Below are 18466 nucleotides of genomic sequence, written 5' to 3' on the forward strand. Positions count from 1 at the left end.
TCTGTCAGAGGGGCTTGAACCCGCTGCGCGTTCGTCGTAATCACCACCTCGTTGATGGGGTGTAGCCAAGTGGTAAGGCAACGCTTTTTGGTAGCGTGTACCGTAGGTTCGAATCCTACCACCCCAGCCAACACTAAAATCCCTTTATTATCAAAGAGTTACGCTGATCGCCGTGTTACACGTGTAGCATCTGTGTGTTACAGTTTTGTGGTGCATTAGCGTTCCGAATCCTACTGTCCGTGCTTGCGGCAAAAAAAACCCGCCAGACGGCGTGTCCAGCGGGTCAGTGTTGAGCTTGCGGTCGATTATGAGTGCAGTTCGACTTTCGCCAATTCGATCTGCTGTGCGTAATTTTCGGTTACCATTTTCTGAATCGTTGCAAGAACCGCCTCGTCTTCGTCGGAGAGGTCGTTGACCAGATTGCGTCTAGTGCGACTCATGTCCGCTTCTGCCATCTGGACCGGATCACGGTCTGCGAGGCAGGACATTGGCCACAAGCCACCAATCTCACCGAGAGTCTCAATAAGCTGACTGCGCGGGTCTAGGCTCGGTGTTGGGTTCAGGATCGCTTGTAACAGCAATTCATATGCGGCGTTTGGTAGGTAGTGATCTGTAGGGGCAGTATGGGCCATGTGGGGCACTCCGGTAGGTGAAAAGGTATATGGCGCCAGAATCCTCTTTAGGCGTGACGAGCGCAAGCTCCAAATCGCACCTAATTCATTGTTTTTAATAAGTAATTACTTACTTACTTCTAGTCCGCCGGTCGTTTTCGGGGTCTAACATACTCGACGACCGGCGGTGGAGAGAGCGGCAATGGCCGCGTGTGTTATTTATATCACACGCGTATCTCAGGTGCCAGAACTTTCAGCAGCCTTCCTTGCGGCGCGGCGTTGCCGTTCTCGCTCTGCATTAGCCTTTCGGCGATCTTCAATTTGTGTCGCGGTTAGGTTGGCGCGATGCTTTGCCTGTCGTTTCTTGGCTTCTTCCTTTTTACGAAGTGACATTGCCTCAACCGATAGGCCGGACACATAGGAGCGTACTTCGCGGTTTTCCCCCAGCGCCACCATCACCGCATATTCCTTGCGCCGCCTTTCGTTCCATGTCCCATCAGCCTGGCGATCACGATCTTTCTTGCGGAGATTCTTAATGTGCGCGCTATTCCGATACTCTTCTGACTCCGAGTAGTCGCGGTATTTTTGTGCTTCGTTATGGACTATCTCTCGGAATTTTTCGTTCTGGCTGGCCTCTGTGACGTCTGCGTCAAGCGTAGCCGTCGTGACTAACGATGTTTCTTGAGGGGCATCTACGTCGGACATCTGGTGTTTTTCCATTTTGTAAGAAAGTGAATTAAAGGGTCCGGTGTTGTTGCACTGGACCCTCTGCCTTTAGTCAGTCGTTACATTTTCGAGGGCGGCTTCGATCAGGTCCGCAAGGTCGGATGCAAGGTCAGGAGAAAGAACCTTTGTGATACTGTCGTTGCTAAGGGCCGGAATGGTGACCTTAACGGAGCGGACCTTTCGGGCGATCATAAAGTTTGAGGTGCTATCAATCATCAGAGGGAGTTTCTCTTTCGAGGACACATATTCGCGTAGGCGGGCGATCAAGCATTTTGCTGCGGGTGGCGTGAACGCGACATAGCTGCCTTCGTCAAAGCGGATAGCGAGGCCATCCGGTGCGGCCTTGATATCGATGTTGGGGATTGAGGGGGAGTCGATGACACCGGCGTGAGCAAGCTCACGGATCATTTGGCCGAAAGTTTCGGCGAGGTTTTTTCCACCAAAAGCTTGGGCGATCGTTCTTAGTTGCACTAGCCGTTCCGTTGGCAGTTGAAGGTTTGCTGGCATGGTTTCCATCCTATGAGGTTATGACTCAATCTAATACTACTGTGACAAATTTACAAGGACTTTCTGGCCGCGCCGAGGACTTTTTCCCGCCTCGCTTCAGGGGGGGGGTGTCACGCTTTTCGTTCGTTATATTGGTATGTAATAATATATATTTAAGATATATATAACTTGACCGCGAAAAGTGTGACACACGTTTCACATATTGTCGTTGTGAAAGCTCACAGGTACCCGTCCGGAATTTACGCAGACACCCTCACACTCGGATTCAGCCTAAGAAAGAAAGAAAGAAAGAAAGAAAGAAAGAGCTGCGCGCTCCTTCGTCGCTTGCCCCTCCTCGCTATCGCTCGTCGTTGGACTGGTTCTATCCTTCCACCTCCGGAATTTACCCTCTTTTGCCCAATCACACCTTCGGCGGTAAGAATTCACAACGAAGACATGGCTCGCACATCAGATATTCCGCTCCCTCGGACTTTAGGCAGCAGGGTGACACGTAAGGGTGCGCCGTAGGGGCGCGTAGAGGCGCCTTAGAGCGGCGACTTGGTGTCGAGACTGACGTAGGTAGCCAAGATCGCACTGATCACCTGCAAGGGCTTAATATTCACGCCCCCTAAATTCATCGCCTCCCTTGATTCAGCATGTTTCCGGGTCGCAACTGCTTCCGGATTTGTTCGACCACGACACTCTTCATCGACTGCTCAACCTCACGTGCCATCTGCTTGGCAAGATCAGCGTTCTGGACCGAAGTTCCACCGCTCGCGTTGACCGTCACCGGCGCGTTGATGTTGACCGATTGCTGAGACTGTGACGGTGTCGCGATCAACGGCTTGGTCGAGCTGCCCACGAAACCACCGGATGCATACCCCTTCAACGCAGATGTGTGCAGCGCGTCGAGATTGGAGACGCCCAACTTTCGGGTTGCAGCTGCACTCACTACGTATTCGCCGCGATGCACGACACCGGCGGGATCGTGTTTCCCACCATGACCTGTGTAACCACCGTCCGAAAAGCCTCCGGATAGCGCTTTACCTATAAAGCCGATGACGTTCCCAGCAGCGCCGCCATTTTCACCAATCGCCATCAACCGCTTTTGTAGAGCGACCTTTGCCATCTGTAACAGCAATCCACCAAGCGCTTGTGTCGCGGTCATTGAGCCTGACGCCATCTGTGTGAAGATACCTGCCACGGCTTGTGCACCTTCGCGACCAGCGTCCTGAATGGCGCGGATACGATCGGCAGCTTGATCGGCGGCCACCCCCGCGCGGGTCTGCGCAGCGGCGAGGTCAGTGATCTGAGCTTCAAGCTCTGGCGTCAGCGCAAGCCCTGAGCGATGCGCAGCCATCAGCAGGTCAGCCTTGGCTTGTGCGAACTCCATTGCGTCACCGTAATCTTCGCCGGAAGCGGCAACCGCAAGCAACGCCTGTGCCTCAGCTTTCAGTGCCGCTGTTTCTTCGGTGATGCTGGCAATCTCTTTTATATAGTCAGACTGTGTCTTGCGCTCACTTCGGCCACCACCAACACTATCGGCATTTTCCGGTTCTGGTGGTGGCGGTAGGTCAGGCACACCAAGTTCAAAAGGCGCGGCTTGAGGCCGTGGCGACACTAAAACAGGTTTGGTGGTCGCAGGGTTCACTAGTTCTTCGTTGGCCGGATCATCCCAAAAGCTGCCAACCTCACGCGCCACGGTCACCGGCACCGTTGTCCCGCGCGGGTCCGCTCCGGGCAATGTAGCTCGTAACGTTCTTGCGAACCCGATTGCCTCACCCAGCTTCCTGATCAAGCCGCCAACACCGGCGATAGCACCACTGAACTCGACACGGTCAATTGCATCAATCTCGGCAAAGGCGGTCTGGGCCTGTGATGTGAGGTCAGCCATGCCTGTTTCGAACGCTTCGGCGTCAATGTTGCCTTCACGCATGTCACCACTGAGCTGACGTAAGTTACGCGCTACATCGGCAATTGCGGTCGCTTGGTCATCATAGCCAAAACTACGCATGATGTTGGACGCTTGCTCCAACTGTTGCGCGACCACGTCGCCCTGATCGCCCAATGTCTCATACCGCTGTCGCAGCTGACCAATAGCCTCAGCGTTCTGATCGGCGGCATCTGTTGTAGCCTCTATCTCGGCGACCACGCCGTCACCCAAAAGGCTACGTGCCTGCGCGGACGATCGGAACATGTCGTCGAGGTCTTCACGCATTGTGACGATCCTCACAGCTGCGTCTGCCGCTTCTACGGAAAAGGTCTTGAACCAGTTTGAAGTCCGCGTGGTTAGCGCAGCCCAACGGCGATCCAATTCCTGCGCCTTTTCGATCAAGTCTGCGTCCAACACAGCGCCGGTGTCACGCGCCTGTTGCATCATATTGCGCAATCCGGTCTCGCCAGTGCCGATCAATTCGACAAAGCGTTCACCGGCGCTGCCACCAAAGATTTCATCAGCGATACGGATTTGACCCGCTTTGTCGACATCTTCGAGGCGACCAATGATCTCCAGCAACAGTTCTGACGGGTTCTTGAGCTTCGCTTGAAGGTCTGATGCGCTGTATCCCAGACGGCCAAACGCCTCTGCCGCCGGTCCTGATTTGGTGAGAATGAACTCATCGCTGCGAAGGTTCAGCTCTTTGAGGCCATCAACAATGGCATCAATACCGATGCGGTTTTGTTGACCGACAAACTTCCACTGTTGAAGTGCGTCGAGGGAGACACCGGCGCGCTTGGCTTCGTCACCTAGGCTGGCGACCTGCCCAATAGAGGCCTGCATATTCTTGATTGTGTCAGCAGCGAGCAATCCACCAAGCAACGGTAGCGCCATACGTTTGAGGGACGCAGCGACGCCGTCTGCCGCTTTGCCGTAGCTGGCTCGCACACGCTGTGCGCTTTGTTCAGCACGTTGCTCCATCTGGCTAGAGCTGCTGCGCTGGATAGAATTGGCGCGCTTCAAACCACGCTCAAGTTTATCAATTCGGGCTTCCACATCGACGATAAGGCCGGGCAATGACATTGGGTCTTTCCTTAAAAAATGAACAGGCCGTCGCTTTCGGCGGCGTTGTATTTGCTGTTGTTGGTTTCGGCTGCGCAGGCGCGTGACACGGCCATAGCGGCGGCAATCGCGCCGTCGATACGGTCTGTTTTCTTACCTTTGTGCATGCGGATCAGGCCAGACGTGGGATTTCGGGATGCGACCACGCTGTCAAAGTGCTGTCGCAGTGCGGCATGATCCGCATGCCGGATCAGTTCGCCGTTTACGGTGCGCTCAAGATCACCAGCGGCAACGCCCATATTGAGCGGCGTTTGCCGGAATTCGATTACCGGCAAGCTGTCATCGTGAAGGTTCTGCATCAGACGACGGGCAAGGTGTGGGTCTACCGCGATCTCATGGACATCATGCGCGGCGCAAAGTTCGCGGATCGTGTCTTCGATCATTGCTTGGTCAATGATTGGACCGTCGCAAGCTGTGATTAGGCCATCATCACGCCATTGCTCGTAAGGTAGGCCGTCACGATCAGCGCGATCCTTCAGGTCGTCGTTTGGAACGAACAGCCAAGGACAAATCGTGATTTGTCCGTCGTTATGACGCCAAGCCGCCACAACTGCCGACAGGTCGCCAGACAGGGACAAGTCCACCCCCAGATAACACGGCAGGCCTTCCAGTTCGCTAGGTTCATGGTCAAAGGTGCGCCGGTCGTACGTGGTCATGTCGAACAATGGATCGCGGCTGTTCGCCTGCCATACGTTCAGGTTGAATTGAAGGAATGCGGCTTTGTCGGCAGGTTTGTTCTCGGCCTCTTTCGCCAGACTGCGCAGGCCGACGAGAGAAGGGAAGCCGTGGGCCAAGCCGGGGTTTACTTTGTGCCAGACCGCTTCATCCTGCCAGTCGTCATCAGTGTCAGCTTGGAACAAGATCGGCAGATAGGCGGGGTTGTCGATTTCACCCAAAGCCACGCGGCGGGCATAGTTGTATTGTTCAGCCGCGAGCGTCTCGGCACCGCGACCGGCAGTTGTGGCGATCACCGTAAGGCTGTCGTCTACTTTCGCTGCACCTGATCTTAGAGCCTCCCAAAGGTCGCGACCTTTCCAGATGTGGATTTCGTCAATCAGGGTGAAGGTGGGTGTCAGACCGTGGGCTGCACCGCCATCGCTAGACAAGGCACGCAGTGTCACGCTTTCCGCCTTGAAGACGATCTGCTTGGCGGAATTGAACGCGTCATAGATGCGCGTTGCAGCGATCAGGCGTTTATCTTGACGCACGATATTTGCAGCTTCACGAAAGCCAATTCCGGCCTGTTCGCGATCAGCGGCAGCAAACAAGACTTGACCGGCTGGCACGCGCTCGGGGCCAATGGTGTGTAGCAGGGCCAAAGCGGCGGCGAGCGATGTTTTTCGGTTGCCACGTGGCACTAGCAAGAACACGTTCTGCACAATCCTGCGGCCATCGGGGTGCCGTGGGCCATAGATGCGGCGCACGATCCGTTCCTGCCACGGCGCGAGCTGAAAGCCACCATTTGGCGCGTCACTGTTCGGGTGTCTTAGACGCTTTAAGAACGTGACTGCGCGTTCGCCGTATCCCATTGGATCAGCGATTGGGCTGCCATCATAAATCCACGCCGGAGAGGCGCTAGGCGATACGGATTCCGCCTGTGTTGTATCTATGGAAGCCAGCGCGTTCACGGTTCAGCAGACGTTCAAGGGGTTGTCGTCTACCGCGTCGTCATCGCTGTTGCTGCCTATACGGGCGCGGCTAGTGGGTGTCAGGCCATATTCAGCCGCAAGCTGGCGAGCTGTTTGTGCCGCACGGTTTTGCACGCCAAACAATTTTGGATCAATGTCGCCTGCGTTCAATGCGCGGTTGGTCTCTATCTCTCGCACTGTGCCGATCATCATGCAGTAGTTTTCCACACCGGCAAGATCAGCCTTGGTCAGCACGCGGTCTTTGATCATCCGCGGCATGATCCGCTTCCATTCCGCCGCGGCGTATGGCGAGAAGTAGGAGGGCACTTGCGGCGCTTTGGTAAGCGCGTCTTTCGATCTCGATACGGGCGGCTTAACGCCACGCAGGTGCTTGCTCATGAATGCACCTCGTTCACGGCGTTGATGCAGTGAAGCTCCAGACCAAGCCGATCCAGCGGCACGATCTTTGCAATCCGGTAAGTGCGATCTGCATGGATCAGACGCAGGTCAGTGTTGATCCATTTGCACGCCCACAACCGGAAAACCTTTCGATCTTCTGTGTGCTCTGTTCCGCTCAAGAACGTCTCTGCACTTTCTTGCACCAACTCGGCACGCAAGGTTTTTCCCTGCATCCATTGCACCAATACCGCACCAGAAGGCTGTACTGTTTCGACTTTGCGTTCAAAGGTGACCTGTTCACGCAACGCACCTGCTTTGATCAAGGTCATACGCGCCACCGGATGATAGCTTCGATTTCGAGAAGGCCATGGGTGTAGGAAAGTTCCGGCTGCACATCGCGCAACCAGATCATGCGTGGCTGGTCTAAGCTGTCGATTTCAAAGCCGTCGTGTGTGTCAGACATGGCGAGCACGGCTTGCGCTACGGCAAAGCCGATAGCTTTCGCGGTGTCCGCACCGTCTTCGATGGCCCAGATATGCACATCAAGGTTGATCTGTGCCAAGTGCTGATCTCCGGCTGCACGTCCAAGATATTCTGTGCTGGCACCGGACATGATCACACATGCGTGCTTGTCAGGGCGCGTTGATCCAGATCGGATGTTTGCAGGCTGCACCAACGCAGTCACAGCAGTGTCCGTGATCAACGTGGTACGTAGTGCGGTCTGTAAGCTGACACTCGGTTCGATCATTGGCCGCCTGCTTTCTTGATCGCCTTGGTCACTGCCGATGCGATCCGGCGCATAACCTTAGCCTTCTTAAGGCGGAATGCGGGGCGCATGAATGGCTGTGCCTCATGGTGCGCGGTGCCAAATTCTTGCAAGTGGCCGTGCCTTACGTCTGTATTACCAACGGTCACTGCCGCTTGATTGGCTTTCAACGTCACTGATCCACCTGCTGAATATGGTGGTGTGGTTTCATTGGGGCCAGTCACGGCAATACTGCCCAGCAGGTCGCCATCGCGCTCCGGAACGAGCATTTCCATCGCGTCTGCGATGTCGTGCGCACCATTGATTAGCGCAGGGCGTAGCTCTGTCAGAACTTCGTTTGGTATCTGCAGCAGACGCCTTTCGAGGTCTGCCGATCCTTTAAGCCGCGACATGACCAACCACGCTTTCACGGTAAGGACGCACGAGGTCCAATACGCCGAAGGGAACGGCTGTAAGGCGCACGTCAGTCGCAGCTTCGCGCTGGACATACCAATAGGCCGCGAGCTGCACGGCGGCTTCAGTGAGCGACGCAGGGACCGGATCGCGAACCGCGAAAGAGAGACCGGTAAAGTTTCCGATCCATTCTTCGGCCACTGCCAGCTTATGTGTCAGCAGGTCGTCATCTAGGTCGTGTTCGATTGTCAGTTGCGCCTTAAGCAAGGCGATGGGTGTGATCGTCATTTCGCTTGATCCTGAAAAGTTATATTCGAGCTGTCTTGTGCGACTGTCCCCCCGCCGGTCCCTAAAGATGGCCTAAAGTCAGAGACCACCCCCTGCCGCTTACGCTTCCTGCTTGGTTCGCTCAAAAGCCGGTCGATGTTCCAACCAAGCTGCAAACGCGTATTGATTGCTGCGCGTGTCAGACCTGTTTCTTTCGACCATTGACGGATCGTCAAAGTGCGACCGCGATGGGTTAATCGGCGTTCGTTCATAGCGCTGCGCCTTCGGGTGTCGCTGAACACTTCATCTATTGAAGGTGCAGCTTTGAGGCGCTTTCGCATGGCATCACGCACAGCAATTGGTTCAAGGCCAGCTAAGGTGCATACAACGTCGAAGTCTTCGTTCGGCTTGGTCAGGTAGAGCCGCGCAAGGTGGGTCGCGTGCTTGCGTGCAGCTCGTGTGGTTCCGGAGTCTCCGTTGCCAACCAATGCGTCTTCAATGGCCAAACGCAGGACTTCTTGCCATAAGGTTTGCGTCATTGGCTTTGTTCGACCCGTTGCTTGTGCCGGTTGTGACAAGACGTGCAGAGGGACTGCCAATTGTTCTTGTCCCAAAATAGAACCTTATCGCCACGATGTGGCTTGATGTGATCGACGGTAGTGGCCTTGCCTCTGCACATTGCGCAGTAGGGATTCCATTGCAGCCACTCTTTCCGAGCGGCTTGCCAGTGGCTATCGTAACCACGTTCACGTGCGGTTGGGCGGTTTGCATCGTGACGCTTGTTGCGAGCACGCGTGCTGGCGATCTGGCATGCGCAGCGGGTGCCAAACGCTACTATCTTACCGCACGTGCATAGGTGTGGCGGACGGCTCATAGGCTCGCCTCTTTTGCGGCAACGATGTTTCGTTTGAGCTTCGTAAGGGCGGAACGGTCAAAGTCCGGATCAAGGCCAGCGTCGGCGTTTTCTTGCCGCTGTTCAGCTGTCATCGTTGATGTGCCGGAACTGTCATCATCGGCGGCACCGTGGATTGCCTTAAGCTTTGCGAGCAGGCCATCAAAGGCACCAGTGATCTCAGTGAGCGTTGCGTCCCAAGCCTGTGCCGGTGTCCAGCCAAGCCAACCTGTCGCGATCTTGTAAAGGTCTGCGAACAGGTCGTGCCATGCGACCGGACTGCCAGAAGGTGCTTTCGCGGCCTCTCCCTGTGTGTTGGATACAGGGGTCATCAGCGCGGTGATAAGAACGAAAGCGGGCGCGGTTGTAACTTCGCGGATGGTGGCAAGTGGTGCGTTCTCCATACCAGCAAGGAATGCCTTGGCCTCTTGTTTGTCTGTCGCGGCGCATAAGATGATTGCGCGGATCGTCGACAGATCAAACGCTTGGACGCGCTGCAGCAGGCCGGAAAAGCCGTTGTGCAGGCGTTCAAGGTTGGTCGCTGCACGCAAAGACGGTCTAAGGCTCACGGCGTTGCCACCGTAAGCCAAAGAAACGTCGTATGCGTTGTTCAACAGCATTTTATACGGCGCACTTCAATTTGATGAAGCGATCCGGATGGGTGACGTCAGCACCAACGCGTTTGCGAGCGTGGAAGCGGACTTGGCCGTTCGCTGCCAAGCTGTATGGATCGCGAAGTGTTGTGAGGCCCACGCGGTCAATGATCCGATAGCCGGACATGTCACCAAACAAGATCGGGCATTTACCGGCACCGATATCGTCCATGTCCGTCATTTCGACGACAGGGCGGCCAAGCAAAGTAGAAGGTGCGCCAGCTGTGATTGGATCAAGCACGAGGTAACGACCATTGCCATCTTTCCATGTTCGAACGACCGCTAGCGTGTTGCGGTTCATCATCCAAACGCCGGTTTGTGCAAACACTGACGCGATCTTATGATACATAGCGATCAGCACGTCTGCGGGGTTTGCAGCTGGGAAGTTTGCAGCAACACCTGTTTTGATCTCGGCGATGTCAGTCGATGTCATGATACCTACAGGCTGACCCGTGCCGGTGCCTTTGACGAACGCCAGACCCTCTGTCTTTGCAAAAGACTCCGCAAAATCTGAAAGCAGCTCGCCTTCGAGGTTGTAGGCGTTGTCTTCAAGCAGAGCGTTGGAGGCATCTGTGAACGTCGCCAGCTCGTAAGGCGTCATTGTCACTTGCTCGAAGGTCATACCGGAAGCCACACGGTTGGCGGTTTCGGCGGTCCATGACGCCGACGTGCCAGTCAGGCGGCGCGGGTAGATAATCGATGCGGCGCTGATCTGGATGACTTTCGCATACTGACGCAGGGGCGAAAATTCGTTCAAGAGTTTGATCAGCTCGCCACCGAATTCTTGCGGTGCGAGGAAACCGCCATTGGCATCTGTGCCAACGGTCAGGGCTTTGGCTTCATCAGGTGAGATACGCTCGACGCCACGGCGCAAGAAATTACCAAACGCCTTTGTTTCGTCGGAGGCGACGGGGCCAGCGATGTGAACGCCTTGCGGACGGTTCGCCTTAGCTTCCATCTTGTCTAAGCGTGCCTTGATTTCGTCAAAGGCTTTGGTGTCGATTTGTGGTGCGTTTGCCGGAATGGCAGGGGGCTGATCGTTAATAAGTTCGGGGTCCATGTGGGTATCCTTAATCATGGGGGTGGTGTCATCGGACTTGAGGGACGTGATCTGTGCGCCCGGATGACACGGGACTGCGACAACAGAAATTTCGTGCAAGGTCAGGGCATTAATCGTGCGGCCTCTTGCGCGGGGTGTAGATTTCGTGGTGACGAAGCCAATAGACAGGCCGGAGACTGCTTTGGCGCTGATCATGGCGCGGACTTCATTGGCTCGCGCGACATCGTCGATCAGCAGCCGACCTTTGACGGTCAGGCCAGCGTCGGTTTCTGCGATTGTGTCCCATACGCCGATCACTTGGGATTGATCGTGCGCAAACAACATCGGGAGCGTTGTAGGCGTAGCGATTGCGCCTTTCTCGATGATATCGCCAACGCGATCCGCACTACCGAACGGCCAAGCGATCCCTTCGATCAGACCTTCAGACGTGACGGTCAGGTCTGCTTTGAACTCAAGGCGGGTTGTCATTGTGCGGTTTCTCCGGACGCGGGAACGGCAACGCCATTCCAGCGTGCATCAAGGATATCGAGTGCAAGTGGGAAGGTTTCCGACATCGGACGATTGGCGGCATAAGTCTCAACAAGCTGCATCGCTTGTTGCGGTGCCATGCCGCTTCCGATCAGGCCAAGCCGGATGGTTTGCACGATGTCCGCCACAGAAAACTGCATGCCGATTGCTCGTGTGTAGAGGGTGCCGATACCGACTTCGGAAAGGCGTTCAAGTTCGGTGATCATGCCGTCTGTGAGTGCAAAGCTGTGCTCGCCATCGCCAAAGAAGCCGGTGAAGGTGATCATGCTGTTTGATCCTGTATTGCCGGATCGGGTGCGCCGGACGTTGTGTAGGGGTTTGCAAGGTTGTTGCCGTCAGGACGGGGCGCGAGGTTTAGACCACCACGCACTTCGTTTGCGGTCATCGCACCCATTGACCGATACTGACCGTATGCGGCGGCACGTGCTGCGGAATTGGTGGTCAGCAGGTCGTCCGTCACGAATTCGATATAGAAAGCGGCGCGTTCTTCCGGTGTGAACAAGACACGTGCATAAGCCCACGCCCAGCTGACCAGCCACGGCTTAAGCGTTATTGCATGAAACTGGCGTGCCATTTCTTCGGTGTTGGACCATGTGCCGCGTGTCAGCTCGAACAACATCGTCGGTGGCACGCGGAAGACACGTGCGATTTCACGGATTTGTTCGAGGCGGTTCTCTGCGAATTGGGCATCTGCCAGCGTCATTGAAAGCTGATCGTAGGTCATGCCTTCGTCTAGAATGGCGGTGCCGCCGGTGTTGCGGCCAGAGTGGGTACTAAACCAAGAGCCCGCGATCTTTTTCTTCGCTTCGACGTCCAACGCCTTTTCTGACTTGATGATGCCGGAGGGGCGTGCGCCATTGGCGAACAGGCTTGCGACGTGCTGTTCGAATGCAAGTGATAAAGCAATCGCTTCACGACCCAACTTGATCGGAGATAAGCCACCGAAAGGTTGGATATGCAGGATGTCGCGGTAGCTGTAGCGTCGCGGTCCTTGCGTGGTCTGTACTATGTAGAACGGTTCGCCATCCGGCTCGTAGTCGGTTTGGACCGTGGCAGGGTCAAGTCGGTGCAGTTCCACCGGTGTGCCGTCATCCAAGCGAACAACGTGCGCATAACCGTTATCAGTCAGAAGCGCGTCGATTGTGAGGTCTTCGCGAAGTTGACCGGCGCTGGTCCATTCGTTCGCTTCGTCATGTACAAGCCGGTAGGCTGGTTGGTCTTTGACCGCCTCTTTCGTTTCTGAGAGGTGCACCTTTGCTGGCATCGCACCGATGGTCTCGCTGATCAGCGCAGCGGCACATGCGACGGCAGGGACGCGCAAAGCAGAGCTTCCGCTGACGTGGATGCCGGTAGCGGTGGGTATGGCGCCGAACAGGCCAAGTGCGTCCGGATCAGTGAGGTGTAGTGCTTTGCTTTCGGCGTTGCCAAAGAGGCGGGATAGGATGGTCATCAAGGTTCCACAACAACATGTGTGATATATATACAACACACGAGTGACGTTGTGAATCCCTAAAATGCCATACCGGCAGCCTCACGCAAAACGCATCCGTTTCTCGTATTTGTTCAACAAGAACTGAAACTCATCGGTATCAAGGGCGCGAATTACTCTTGGTGCGAAGTCAACCCATAAAGCCGTCTCGGCTTTGGGTGGACTTTTGAGCATTCCTCGCGGAACGACCAGCATTAGCACGAAGCCACCAACCGCATATTAGGCCAGAAGCGCATGAGTGTAAGCAATGTTCAACAAAGAAGCAGTAAACAGCGTCGCGACCAAATCAACAAATCGCCCGAGGTGTATCGCAGCATCACACCCTGAACTAAGCGGCCGATCCTACCAGCCACAGAAAGGCATTTTATAAGGAAATTCCAAAGTTCTCATTGGCCGCGGAGACGAGAAAACTCATGTACTCCGGAAGTTCATCTTGTTTCAACATTGCCGCCAGAAGCGCACTAACGTCTGCTTCCGTTAAATTTTCGTCTTCAATTATTACAGATGCTGCTGCCAATCGCCCGTCGATCTTAAGCCGACTATTCAAGTTCAACCTGGATACGAATTCTTCGCAGTGTCGACTGTTTGCGGACACTTTGCCATCCATGAGATAGACGATCTCATCTTTGGAACCTTGTTCGCAGGGGTTCAGATAGCCAGCCTCGTTCCAATCACCACGAGCTTTTCCGCAGGTAAGGGGCTGACCTTTCTGAGTTTCCTTGAGGCAGGATGCGAGCAAATTAGGAAATTCAAGTTGCAAGTTAGCCGAAGCGCTGCGAGGAACAATGTGCTCGATATGTGAGTCCTCAACGGATATACGGCATTCACAATAGCAACAGATCCCCTTCTGGTCGAAGATCAACCTTTCTAAGAGGAAAGTTTTCTCGGGGTTTTGAAGATTATCCCAGCTAGGCTGCCAATCGGAGTTCGCCAAGTTCTTCCACGAAGCAAATGATGTAGGCTCTTGCGATTTAATAATTAACTTCATTTACCTAGGAGCTTTTTTCGCGAAATGAGCGCCTTAGCCCGTGTTACTTCTGGGTCGGCAGTCACATTGCTTTTCAAGCACTCTAGATTTTTCTCGGCTTGATCGAGATCACCATCACTAATATTTTTGAATATCTGGTCAAAGAGCTCTTGGACCTCATCTGGGCGGGTCGTGTCGAGCCCCATGATCTCACCCAGAACACTCTCTGCAGTATAACCATAGCTCGCGCGAACAGAGTGCACTTGCACTTCGCCATTGTCGTTAGTCTTTACGGCTGAGATGTTTTCAGGAGGAACGTGTGTGATAATATGTGGGGAATGCGTGCTCAAAATGAACTGGCAATTTGGGAATACCGTTGCCAGCTGAGAAATCGCATTTCTTTGCCATTTTGGGTGAAGGTGCAAGTCAATCTCGTCAATCAAAACGATAGCTTCTCCTGTCAGCGGATCTGCAATGTTTGGATTAGCCAAAGTCAGCCGTCGAGCCAAATCACCAACCAACGCCAACATGATCTTTTCACCTCCGGAAAGCTGGAGCAAGTTAAGTCGCCTGTCGTTCTTTTCAACAACCATTCTCAGAGGAGAGTACATTATTCGTAAGTCGGAAAACCCAGGCATGAACTTGTATACGGCCTCACGGACCGCATTCAATTCTCTTCCTGCCGAGTTTACGGGTAGATCATCGATGCTTTCCAGTGCGTCTCCGGTACGGAGCTTATCGACAACATCTTCCATGAAGTTTGACAGGCTTTCCTCTTGTTTGTAGCGAAACCATTCAAAAAATCGCCGGAAATTTGCAGCGGACTTCAGTGCATCATCGTACGCCGATAGTTGGTTAAATGCCCTCTTTCCTCTCGTCCTCAGTGGAATTTCGACAATGGATCGGTCCACAGGATAATAAATGACGAGCGGGAGGGAAGCACTTTCCGGATTGTCACCGAGCGAACCCTGAAAATTACGAGAAAGGTCGGTCAGTTCGGAAAGCTCACTTCTGTGCTTATGAGAAGACACACCGCGAGCGGATCTTATAACCTTCCACTTAAAGCGCTCCCCCTCGTGCTTTACCGAGACTTCGATTGCGGACGCTCGGGCACCATTCCGAATGTCCATTTCATCTATAGGATACCCATTTGATCTATCGTTCAGAGTTCTATTGACTAGCCAGGACATGGCCGTGGCTAGTCCATCCAAGACCGTTGTCTTTCCAGCCCCATTCACCCCAACAATAAGATTGATATTGTCTCCGAAAGAGAAAGATCCATCACGAAAGCCGCGGAAGTTGGACAGGCTTATTTCTTCAATTTCCAAAGGACACCCCAAGGCGGCTAACATATTCTCGGATCACAATGATCGCAGTAAGAATGACCCTCTCGAGACGAAGCTGATCAGTCATGTTGACTTTATCTTATGGTTGCGGTTTGAGCAAGTTCGACGCAAGCAATAACCGTCGGGCATCACGTAAATGGCCAAGGTCCAAGCCCGGATAATCGATAGCATCGATCAACGTTGCACGCTGCTCAAGCACGCCATGCGCCATGACCCCATAACGGCCTGTCGTCGTGCCTTGCGTGTGACCAAGGATTAAGCCGAACTGTTCATCCAGATACCCCGCGCGGCGCAAAGCGTCTGTAACACCATGCCGAAATGAATAAAGACTAATCCCCCTGCCCTCTTTGATACCGATCCGTGTCAGGTATCGACTGAACTCTCGCGAGAACTCCGCCATCATCTGACCACGAGCGTTTCTGACCGCCTTCGGGAACAGACGCGCCTCACCGGCTTTAACCTGCGCTGCGTGATAGCCGATCAAGCCAAGTCGAACCAACATCGGGTGAATTGGTACGACGCGCATTGATCCCTTCGTCTTTGTTCGTTTGTCACCATCACCTTCGGTCGTGATGTGCATAATCCAACGTCCGTGCTCTTCACGCACATCTGCCAACATCAACTGGCCGATCTCGGCAGGACGCGCACCAGAGAACAACATGATCAAGGGCACCCAATAACGATGGTCGCGGATCAGGACATTGCCCTCCTTCGCCATAAGCGACCAAACATCCGCGCTCTGGCATCCTGTAAAAAGGGGCGAATTGAACAAGGTGTTCAGCTGATCAGTTGTAAAGGGCAGTGTAGTGCTGTTGTGCTCTTTCGCCAACGACATGCCGGTGACAGGATTGCTCTCCAAGTAACCGTTATTGACCAGCCACTTACAAAGTGCGCTCAAGCTCGATAGATACCGATTTACGGAACGATCACTCAGAACCTTCTTTTTCAACTTTTCGTTCGCAGCCACGATTTCACGCAGCTCCATACCTTTGAACGCGAGCATCTCCGTTGCCTTCACCGGAAACTTGATCAGCAACGCTTTCCATTCTCGCACCAGCTTCTTGTCGATCTGGCCGACACTAAAGCCCTTACCTGCGACCTGCGAGAACAGTTCGATATCACGTCGCATCTGATTAATTCGATCAGGTGCTACGCCACTGACATTTTCAGCAGCAAAAACCTCAAAGACCTCTTCTATACTCTCGCCTTTGGCCGCACCTACGCGCCCCGACAAGCCCTTGATCAGCCTGTCAGCAGGTTCGCCACCGTAGTTACCATCATCGCGCTCTAGGGTGCGTTGCAGCGCCTCTATCTCAGCGCGTATCAGCTGACGGGAGAGTTCGCCCCGATCAACCGCGTCAATGGTGAGATTTCTCTGTTTCAGGTAGGCTTCGATTTCGTGCCGGACAAGCGCATTCTCACCTGTCGCCAAGTGCTTGCGTAAATCTGCGAGCTTTGTCTGCCGCACATGCGCATCAACGCTTCCTGATCCACTGCGCCGATTCTTCATCACGTCTGCGTCCATCACGGCATCAAGCATCTGCAAGGGGTCATGAATGTCTAACCCCTCTCGCCCTACCCGTTCCACAGCGCGTTCCAGCGCTTGGTCAACATCGGCTTGTTGTGGAGTATTTGCGCGGCGCACTTCGTCACGTTCAAGAGTGCCGGAGTAATGAGACCAGACAAGCTCACCTTTATCACCGTCTGTCATCTCGGCACGGTTGCGCAGGGCGTCAAACTGGCGTTGCCAGCCGTCTACCACAGCCCAAACAAGACGTTTGGCCTCGGCAGGATCATTAGTGCCTAGCGCCTTCACAAGCTCTTTGCGACCCACAGCTTCGATCAGGTCTAGAGGGACGCGCAAACGGGCGGAATAAGCACCGCCACGCCGGATCAGATATGTCTGCCTACCCAAAGTGTTCACCTTTTGATCACGGGTCTAAGTAAACCGTGTGTTACATGCGTGTGTTACACCCACGTGAGAAATAAACAAGTGAAAACAAGGTTATACAGCAATATCAAGGATTTATGTGTAGCACGGGTTTTTTCCTACCACCCCAGCCAACGCTAACCTCCCAGAAGAATAAGAGACGACGAGGCACTCTCACGACGAGAATGCCCCATAAAGTGCCCCAACGGGTGTCGGGGGTGTGGTCGGACAATTACGATGCAGCCTCTGCCACCGCCCCTCTCACTTGTTACCCCCTGATACCATTGGTCTGAGAGGGTAGGCATAGGGATAAGTAATGAAAGGGGGAGCTAGAGCAGCACCTCGCCTTCTAGTTCTTGCACCAATCAAGCTAATCGCCCCGCCACCCCCACCTCTAGAGCGGGGGAAGCGGGTGTCGTAATCCGTAATCTATAAGAATTACGGCAGCGTCCTACAGCAGATGCGAGCCTGGACCGTTGGCCTTGCGATCGACCTCATCCAGCCAGTTATCCAGCCGCGAACCGAACAGCAGATGCTCCGGGTTCACGCACAGCCGATTGTGGCACCGATGCCGGACTAGCTCATCGGTTGACGGCGCGTAGTTAGAGCGGACCGCGAGAACAAAACGATAAGCCCTATCGCTCTTACCATTGAACCGAACCCGTCTTGGCCCTTTGGTGTCCGTGACCTTGCAGCCATTGTCATCCACGGTCGTGTCAGCCAAAAGCTCATCCACTTTCTGCTCAGCTTCCGCTAGGTGGCTCTCGAGGATCTCCTCATACCAAAGCAGCGATTGGTCCTTTATTGTGAAGTGATCACTCATCAGTAAGTCACCTCCTTCGCATCAATTAAATCAAATGGCTGTTCTATCCCTTCACTTGTTTTACCATCAAACTTCGCCCGAAATCCTCCGGGTCCAAATATCTCGCCATTGCTCAACTGATGATCTGGACGCAACCACACAGCTCGCGAATGATCGACACCACCCCATTTAACGGACACAGCAGACCAACCAAGTTCTGGCATCAGATGGCGTATGCGATTCACCCCTATTTTGAGATCGTCGACAAACAAACCCTGTAGGTCCTTGAGTGATATCGCCCTTATTCCTTTCTCGTTCAGATGCTCTTCTAGTAGTTGCAGCATCACCTCGCGTGAGGCCGCTTGGACTTTCTGAGGTGCCCCTAACTTCCTAGACGCCTGCCTTGTTCATTTTCTGCTGTTTCATTTCATAGTCAACCGGTGACAGCATGCCGTTGTTCGTGTG

General features: G+C 54.2%; 21 protein-coding genes and 1 tRNA gene. 1 reads left to right on the forward strand and 21 read right to left on the reverse strand.

The features are described from left to right. The first annotated feature begins 55 nt into the window (after window positions 1-55). Window positions 56-130, forward strand: a tRNA-Gln gene (locus FHS72_RS13935). A 175-nt stretch (window positions 131-305) separates the two neighbouring features. On the opposite strand, the gene FHS72_RS13940 is transcribed toward FHS72_RS13935, so the two are convergent. The 21 genes from FHS72_RS13940 to FHS72_RS14040 all read right to left on the reverse strand — a co-directional run bounded on the left by FHS72_RS13940 (window position 306) and on the right by FHS72_RS14040 (window position 18345). Continuing rightward, window positions 306-632: a hypothetical protein gene (locus tag FHS72_RS13940; RefSeq protein WP_183530179.1), complete on the reverse strand. Its 327-nt coding sequence runs from the start codon at window positions 630-632 to the stop codon at window positions 306-308. A 216-nt stretch (window positions 633-848) separates the two neighbouring features. After that, window positions 849-1316: a hypothetical protein gene (locus FHS72_RS13945; protein WP_183530181.1), complete on the reverse strand. Its 468-nt coding sequence runs from the start codon at window positions 1314-1316 to the stop codon at window positions 849-851. Window positions 1317-1385: 69 nt separating this feature from the next. Continuing rightward, window positions 1386-1808 (reverse strand): hypothetical protein, encoded by a 423-nt coding sequence (locus FHS72_RS13950; RefSeq protein WP_183530183.1) that lies wholly within the window; start codon window positions 1806-1808, stop codon window positions 1386-1388. Between the two features lie 649 nt (window positions 1809-2457). After that, the gene (locus FHS72_RS13955; protein WP_183530185.1) at window positions 2458-4842 is read right to left on the reverse strand and encodes a hypothetical protein; all 2385 of its coding nucleotides are present in this window, start codon (window positions 4840-4842) and stop codon (window positions 2458-2460) included. Between the two features lie 11 nt (window positions 4843-4853). Continuing rightward, window positions 4854-6509 carry a terminase large subunit gene (locus tag FHS72_RS13960; RefSeq protein WP_343042697.1) on the reverse strand — a complete coding sequence of 552 codons (1656 nt, stop codon included), beginning with the start codon at window positions 6507-6509 and terminating at the stop codon, window positions 4854-4856. A gap of 3 nt (window positions 6510-6512) precedes the next feature. Continuing rightward, on the reverse strand, window positions 6513-6908 hold the full coding sequence (locus FHS72_RS13965) for a P27 family phage terminase small subunit (protein ID WP_183530187.1): 396 nt from the start codon (window positions 6906-6908) through the stop codon (window positions 6513-6515). After that, entirely contained in the window at window positions 6905-7237 is a 333-nt protein-coding gene (locus tag FHS72_RS13970; RefSeq protein ID WP_183530189.1) for a head-tail adaptor protein, read from the reverse strand. The genes FHS72_RS13965 and FHS72_RS13970 overlap by 4 nt, the downstream gene beginning before the upstream one ends. Then, window positions 7234-7656, reverse strand: a complete 423-nt coding sequence (gene gp17, locus FHS72_RS13975; RefSeq protein WP_183530191.1) for a tail completion protein gp17 — start codon at window positions 7654-7656, stop codon at window positions 7234-7236. Before gp17 ends, FHS72_RS13970 begins: the two co-directional genes overlap by 4 nt. Continuing rightward, window positions 7653-8066: an HK97-gp10 family putative phage morphogenesis protein gene (locus FHS72_RS13980; RefSeq protein ID WP_183530193.1), complete on the reverse strand. Its 414-nt coding sequence runs from the start codon at window positions 8064-8066 to the stop codon at window positions 7653-7655. The genes gp17 and FHS72_RS13980 overlap by 4 nt, the downstream gene beginning before the upstream one ends. Beyond that, on the reverse strand, window positions 8053-8355 hold the full coding sequence (locus tag FHS72_RS13985) for a head-tail connector protein (protein ID WP_183530195.1): 303 nt from the start codon (window positions 8353-8355) through the stop codon (window positions 8053-8055). The genes FHS72_RS13980 and FHS72_RS13985 overlap by 14 nt, the downstream gene beginning before the upstream one ends. Beyond that, window positions 8352-8873 carry a hypothetical protein gene (locus FHS72_RS13990; protein WP_183530197.1) on the reverse strand — a complete coding sequence of 174 codons (522 nt, stop codon included), beginning with the start codon at window positions 8871-8873 and terminating at the stop codon, window positions 8352-8354. Before FHS72_RS13990 ends, FHS72_RS13985 begins: the two co-directional genes overlap by 4 nt. After that, window positions 8870-9208 (reverse strand): HNH endonuclease, encoded by a 339-nt coding sequence (locus FHS72_RS18620; protein ID WP_183530199.1) that lies wholly within the window; start codon window positions 9206-9208, stop codon window positions 8870-8872. Before FHS72_RS18620 ends, FHS72_RS13990 begins: the two co-directional genes overlap by 4 nt. Beyond that, window positions 9205-9846 carry a hypothetical protein gene (locus FHS72_RS14000; RefSeq protein ID WP_183530201.1) on the reverse strand — a complete coding sequence of 214 codons (642 nt, stop codon included), beginning with the start codon at window positions 9844-9846 and terminating at the stop codon, window positions 9205-9207. Before FHS72_RS14000 ends, FHS72_RS18620 begins: the two co-directional genes overlap by 4 nt. Before the next feature lies 1 nt (window position 9847). Then, window positions 9848-11407 carry a phage major capsid protein gene (locus FHS72_RS14005; protein ID WP_183530203.1) on the reverse strand — a complete coding sequence of 520 codons (1560 nt, stop codon included), beginning with the start codon at window positions 11405-11407 and terminating at the stop codon, window positions 9848-9850. Further along, window positions 11404-11733 (reverse strand): gene transfer agent family protein, encoded by a 330-nt coding sequence (locus FHS72_RS14010; RefSeq protein WP_183530205.1) that lies wholly within the window; start codon window positions 11731-11733, stop codon window positions 11404-11406. Before FHS72_RS14010 ends, FHS72_RS14005 begins: the two co-directional genes overlap by 4 nt. Next, the gene (locus FHS72_RS14015) at window positions 11730-12917 is read right to left on the reverse strand and encodes a phage portal protein (protein ID WP_183530207.1); all 1188 of its coding nucleotides are present in this window, start codon (window positions 12915-12917) and stop codon (window positions 11730-11732) included. The genes FHS72_RS14010 and FHS72_RS14015 overlap by 4 nt, the downstream gene beginning before the upstream one ends. A gap of 403 nt (window positions 12918-13320) precedes the next feature. Then, window positions 13321-13944 carry a retron system putative HNH endonuclease gene (locus FHS72_RS14020; protein WP_183530209.1) on the reverse strand — a complete coding sequence of 208 codons (624 nt, stop codon included), beginning with the start codon at window positions 13942-13944 and terminating at the stop codon, window positions 13321-13323. Beyond that, window positions 13941-15251 (reverse strand): AAA family ATPase, encoded by a 1311-nt coding sequence (locus tag FHS72_RS14025; protein WP_183530211.1) that lies wholly within the window; start codon window positions 15249-15251, stop codon window positions 13941-13943. Before FHS72_RS14025 ends, FHS72_RS14020 begins: the two co-directional genes overlap by 4 nt. Window positions 15252-15348: 97 nt before the next feature. Further along, the gene (locus tag FHS72_RS14030) at window positions 15349-17184 is read right to left on the reverse strand and encodes a DUF6538 domain-containing protein (RefSeq protein ID WP_183530213.1); all 1836 of its coding nucleotides are present in this window, start codon (window positions 17182-17184) and stop codon (window positions 15349-15351) included. A 466-nt stretch (window positions 17185-17650) separates the two neighbouring features. Next, window positions 17651-18022 carry an HNH endonuclease family protein gene (locus FHS72_RS14035; protein WP_183530215.1) on the reverse strand — a complete coding sequence of 124 codons (372 nt, stop codon included), beginning with the start codon at window positions 18020-18022 and terminating at the stop codon, window positions 17651-17653. Beyond that, window positions 18022-18345, reverse strand: coding sequence for a hypothetical protein (locus FHS72_RS14040; RefSeq protein ID WP_183530217.1), 324 nt, complete (start codon window positions 18343-18345; stop codon window positions 18022-18024). The genes FHS72_RS14035 and FHS72_RS14040 overlap by 1 nt, the downstream gene beginning before the upstream one ends. Between the last annotated feature and the right edge of the window lie 121 nt (window positions 18346-18466).

Origin of the sequence: Yoonia ponticola (assembly GCF_014199395.1) — a bacterium.
Lineage (GTDB): Bacteria > Pseudomonadota > Alphaproteobacteria > Rhodobacterales > Rhodobacteraceae > Yoonia > Yoonia ponticola.

Coding starts and splice junctions, on each gene's coding strand:
- FHS72_RS14020 (WP_183530209.1), bottom strand. CDS start 13,944: ATGAAGTTAATTATTAAATCGCAAGAGCCTACATCATTTGCTTCGTGG.
- FHS72_RS13990 (WP_183530197.1), bottom strand. CDS start 8,873: ATGACGCAAACCTTATGGCAAGAAGTCCTGCGTTTGGCCATTGAAGAC.
- FHS72_RS13955 (WP_183530185.1), bottom strand. CDS start 4,842: ATGTCATTGCCCGGCCTTATCGTCGATGTGGAAGCCCGAATTGATAAA.
- FHS72_RS13970 (WP_183530189.1), bottom strand. CDS start 7,237: ATGACCTTGATCAAAGCAGGTGCGTTGCGTGAACAGGTCACCTTTGAA.
- FHS72_RS14015 (WP_183530207.1), bottom strand. CDS start 12,917: ATGACCATCCTATCCCGCCTCTTTGGCAACGCCGAAAGCAAAGCACTA.
- FHS72_RS18620 (WP_183530199.1), bottom strand. CDS start 9,208: ATGAGCCGTCCGCCACACCTATGCACGTGCGGTAAGATAGTAGCGTTT.
- FHS72_RS14040 (WP_183530217.1), bottom strand. CDS start 18,345: ATGCTGCAACTACTAGAAGAGCATCTGAACGAGAAAGGAATAAGGGCG.
- FHS72_RS14005 (WP_183530203.1), bottom strand. CDS start 11,407: ATGACAACCCGCCTTGAGTTCAAAGCAGACCTGACCGTCACGTCTGAA.
- FHS72_RS14035 (WP_183530215.1), bottom strand. CDS start 18,022: ATGAGTGATCACTTCACAATAAAGGACCAATCGCTGCTTTGGTATGAG.
- gp17 (WP_183530191.1), bottom strand. CDS start 7,656: ATGATCGAACCGAGTGTCAGCTTACAGACCGCACTACGTACCACGTTG.
- FHS72_RS14000 (WP_183530201.1), bottom strand. CDS start 9,846: ATGCTGTTGAACAACGCATACGACGTTTCTTTGGCTTACGGTGGCAAC.
- FHS72_RS14010 (WP_183530205.1), bottom strand. CDS start 11,733: ATGATCACCTTCACCGGCTTCTTTGGCGATGGCGAGCACAGCTTTGCA.
- FHS72_RS13945 (WP_183530181.1), bottom strand. CDS start 1,316: ATGTCCGACGTAGATGCCCCTCAAGAAACATCGTTAGTCACGACGGCT.
- FHS72_RS13985 (WP_183530195.1), bottom strand. CDS start 8,355: ATGACGATCACACCCATCGCCTTGCTTAAGGCGCAACTGACAATCGAA.
- FHS72_RS13940 (WP_183530179.1), bottom strand. CDS start 632: ATGGCCCATACTGCCCCTACAGATCACTACCTACCAAACGCCGCATAT.
- FHS72_RS13980 (WP_183530193.1), bottom strand. CDS start 8,066: ATGTCGCGGCTTAAAGGATCGGCAGACCTCGAAAGGCGTCTGCTGCAG.
- FHS72_RS13965 (WP_183530187.1), bottom strand. CDS start 6,908: ATGAGCAAGCACCTGCGTGGCGTTAAGCCGCCCGTATCGAGATCGAAA.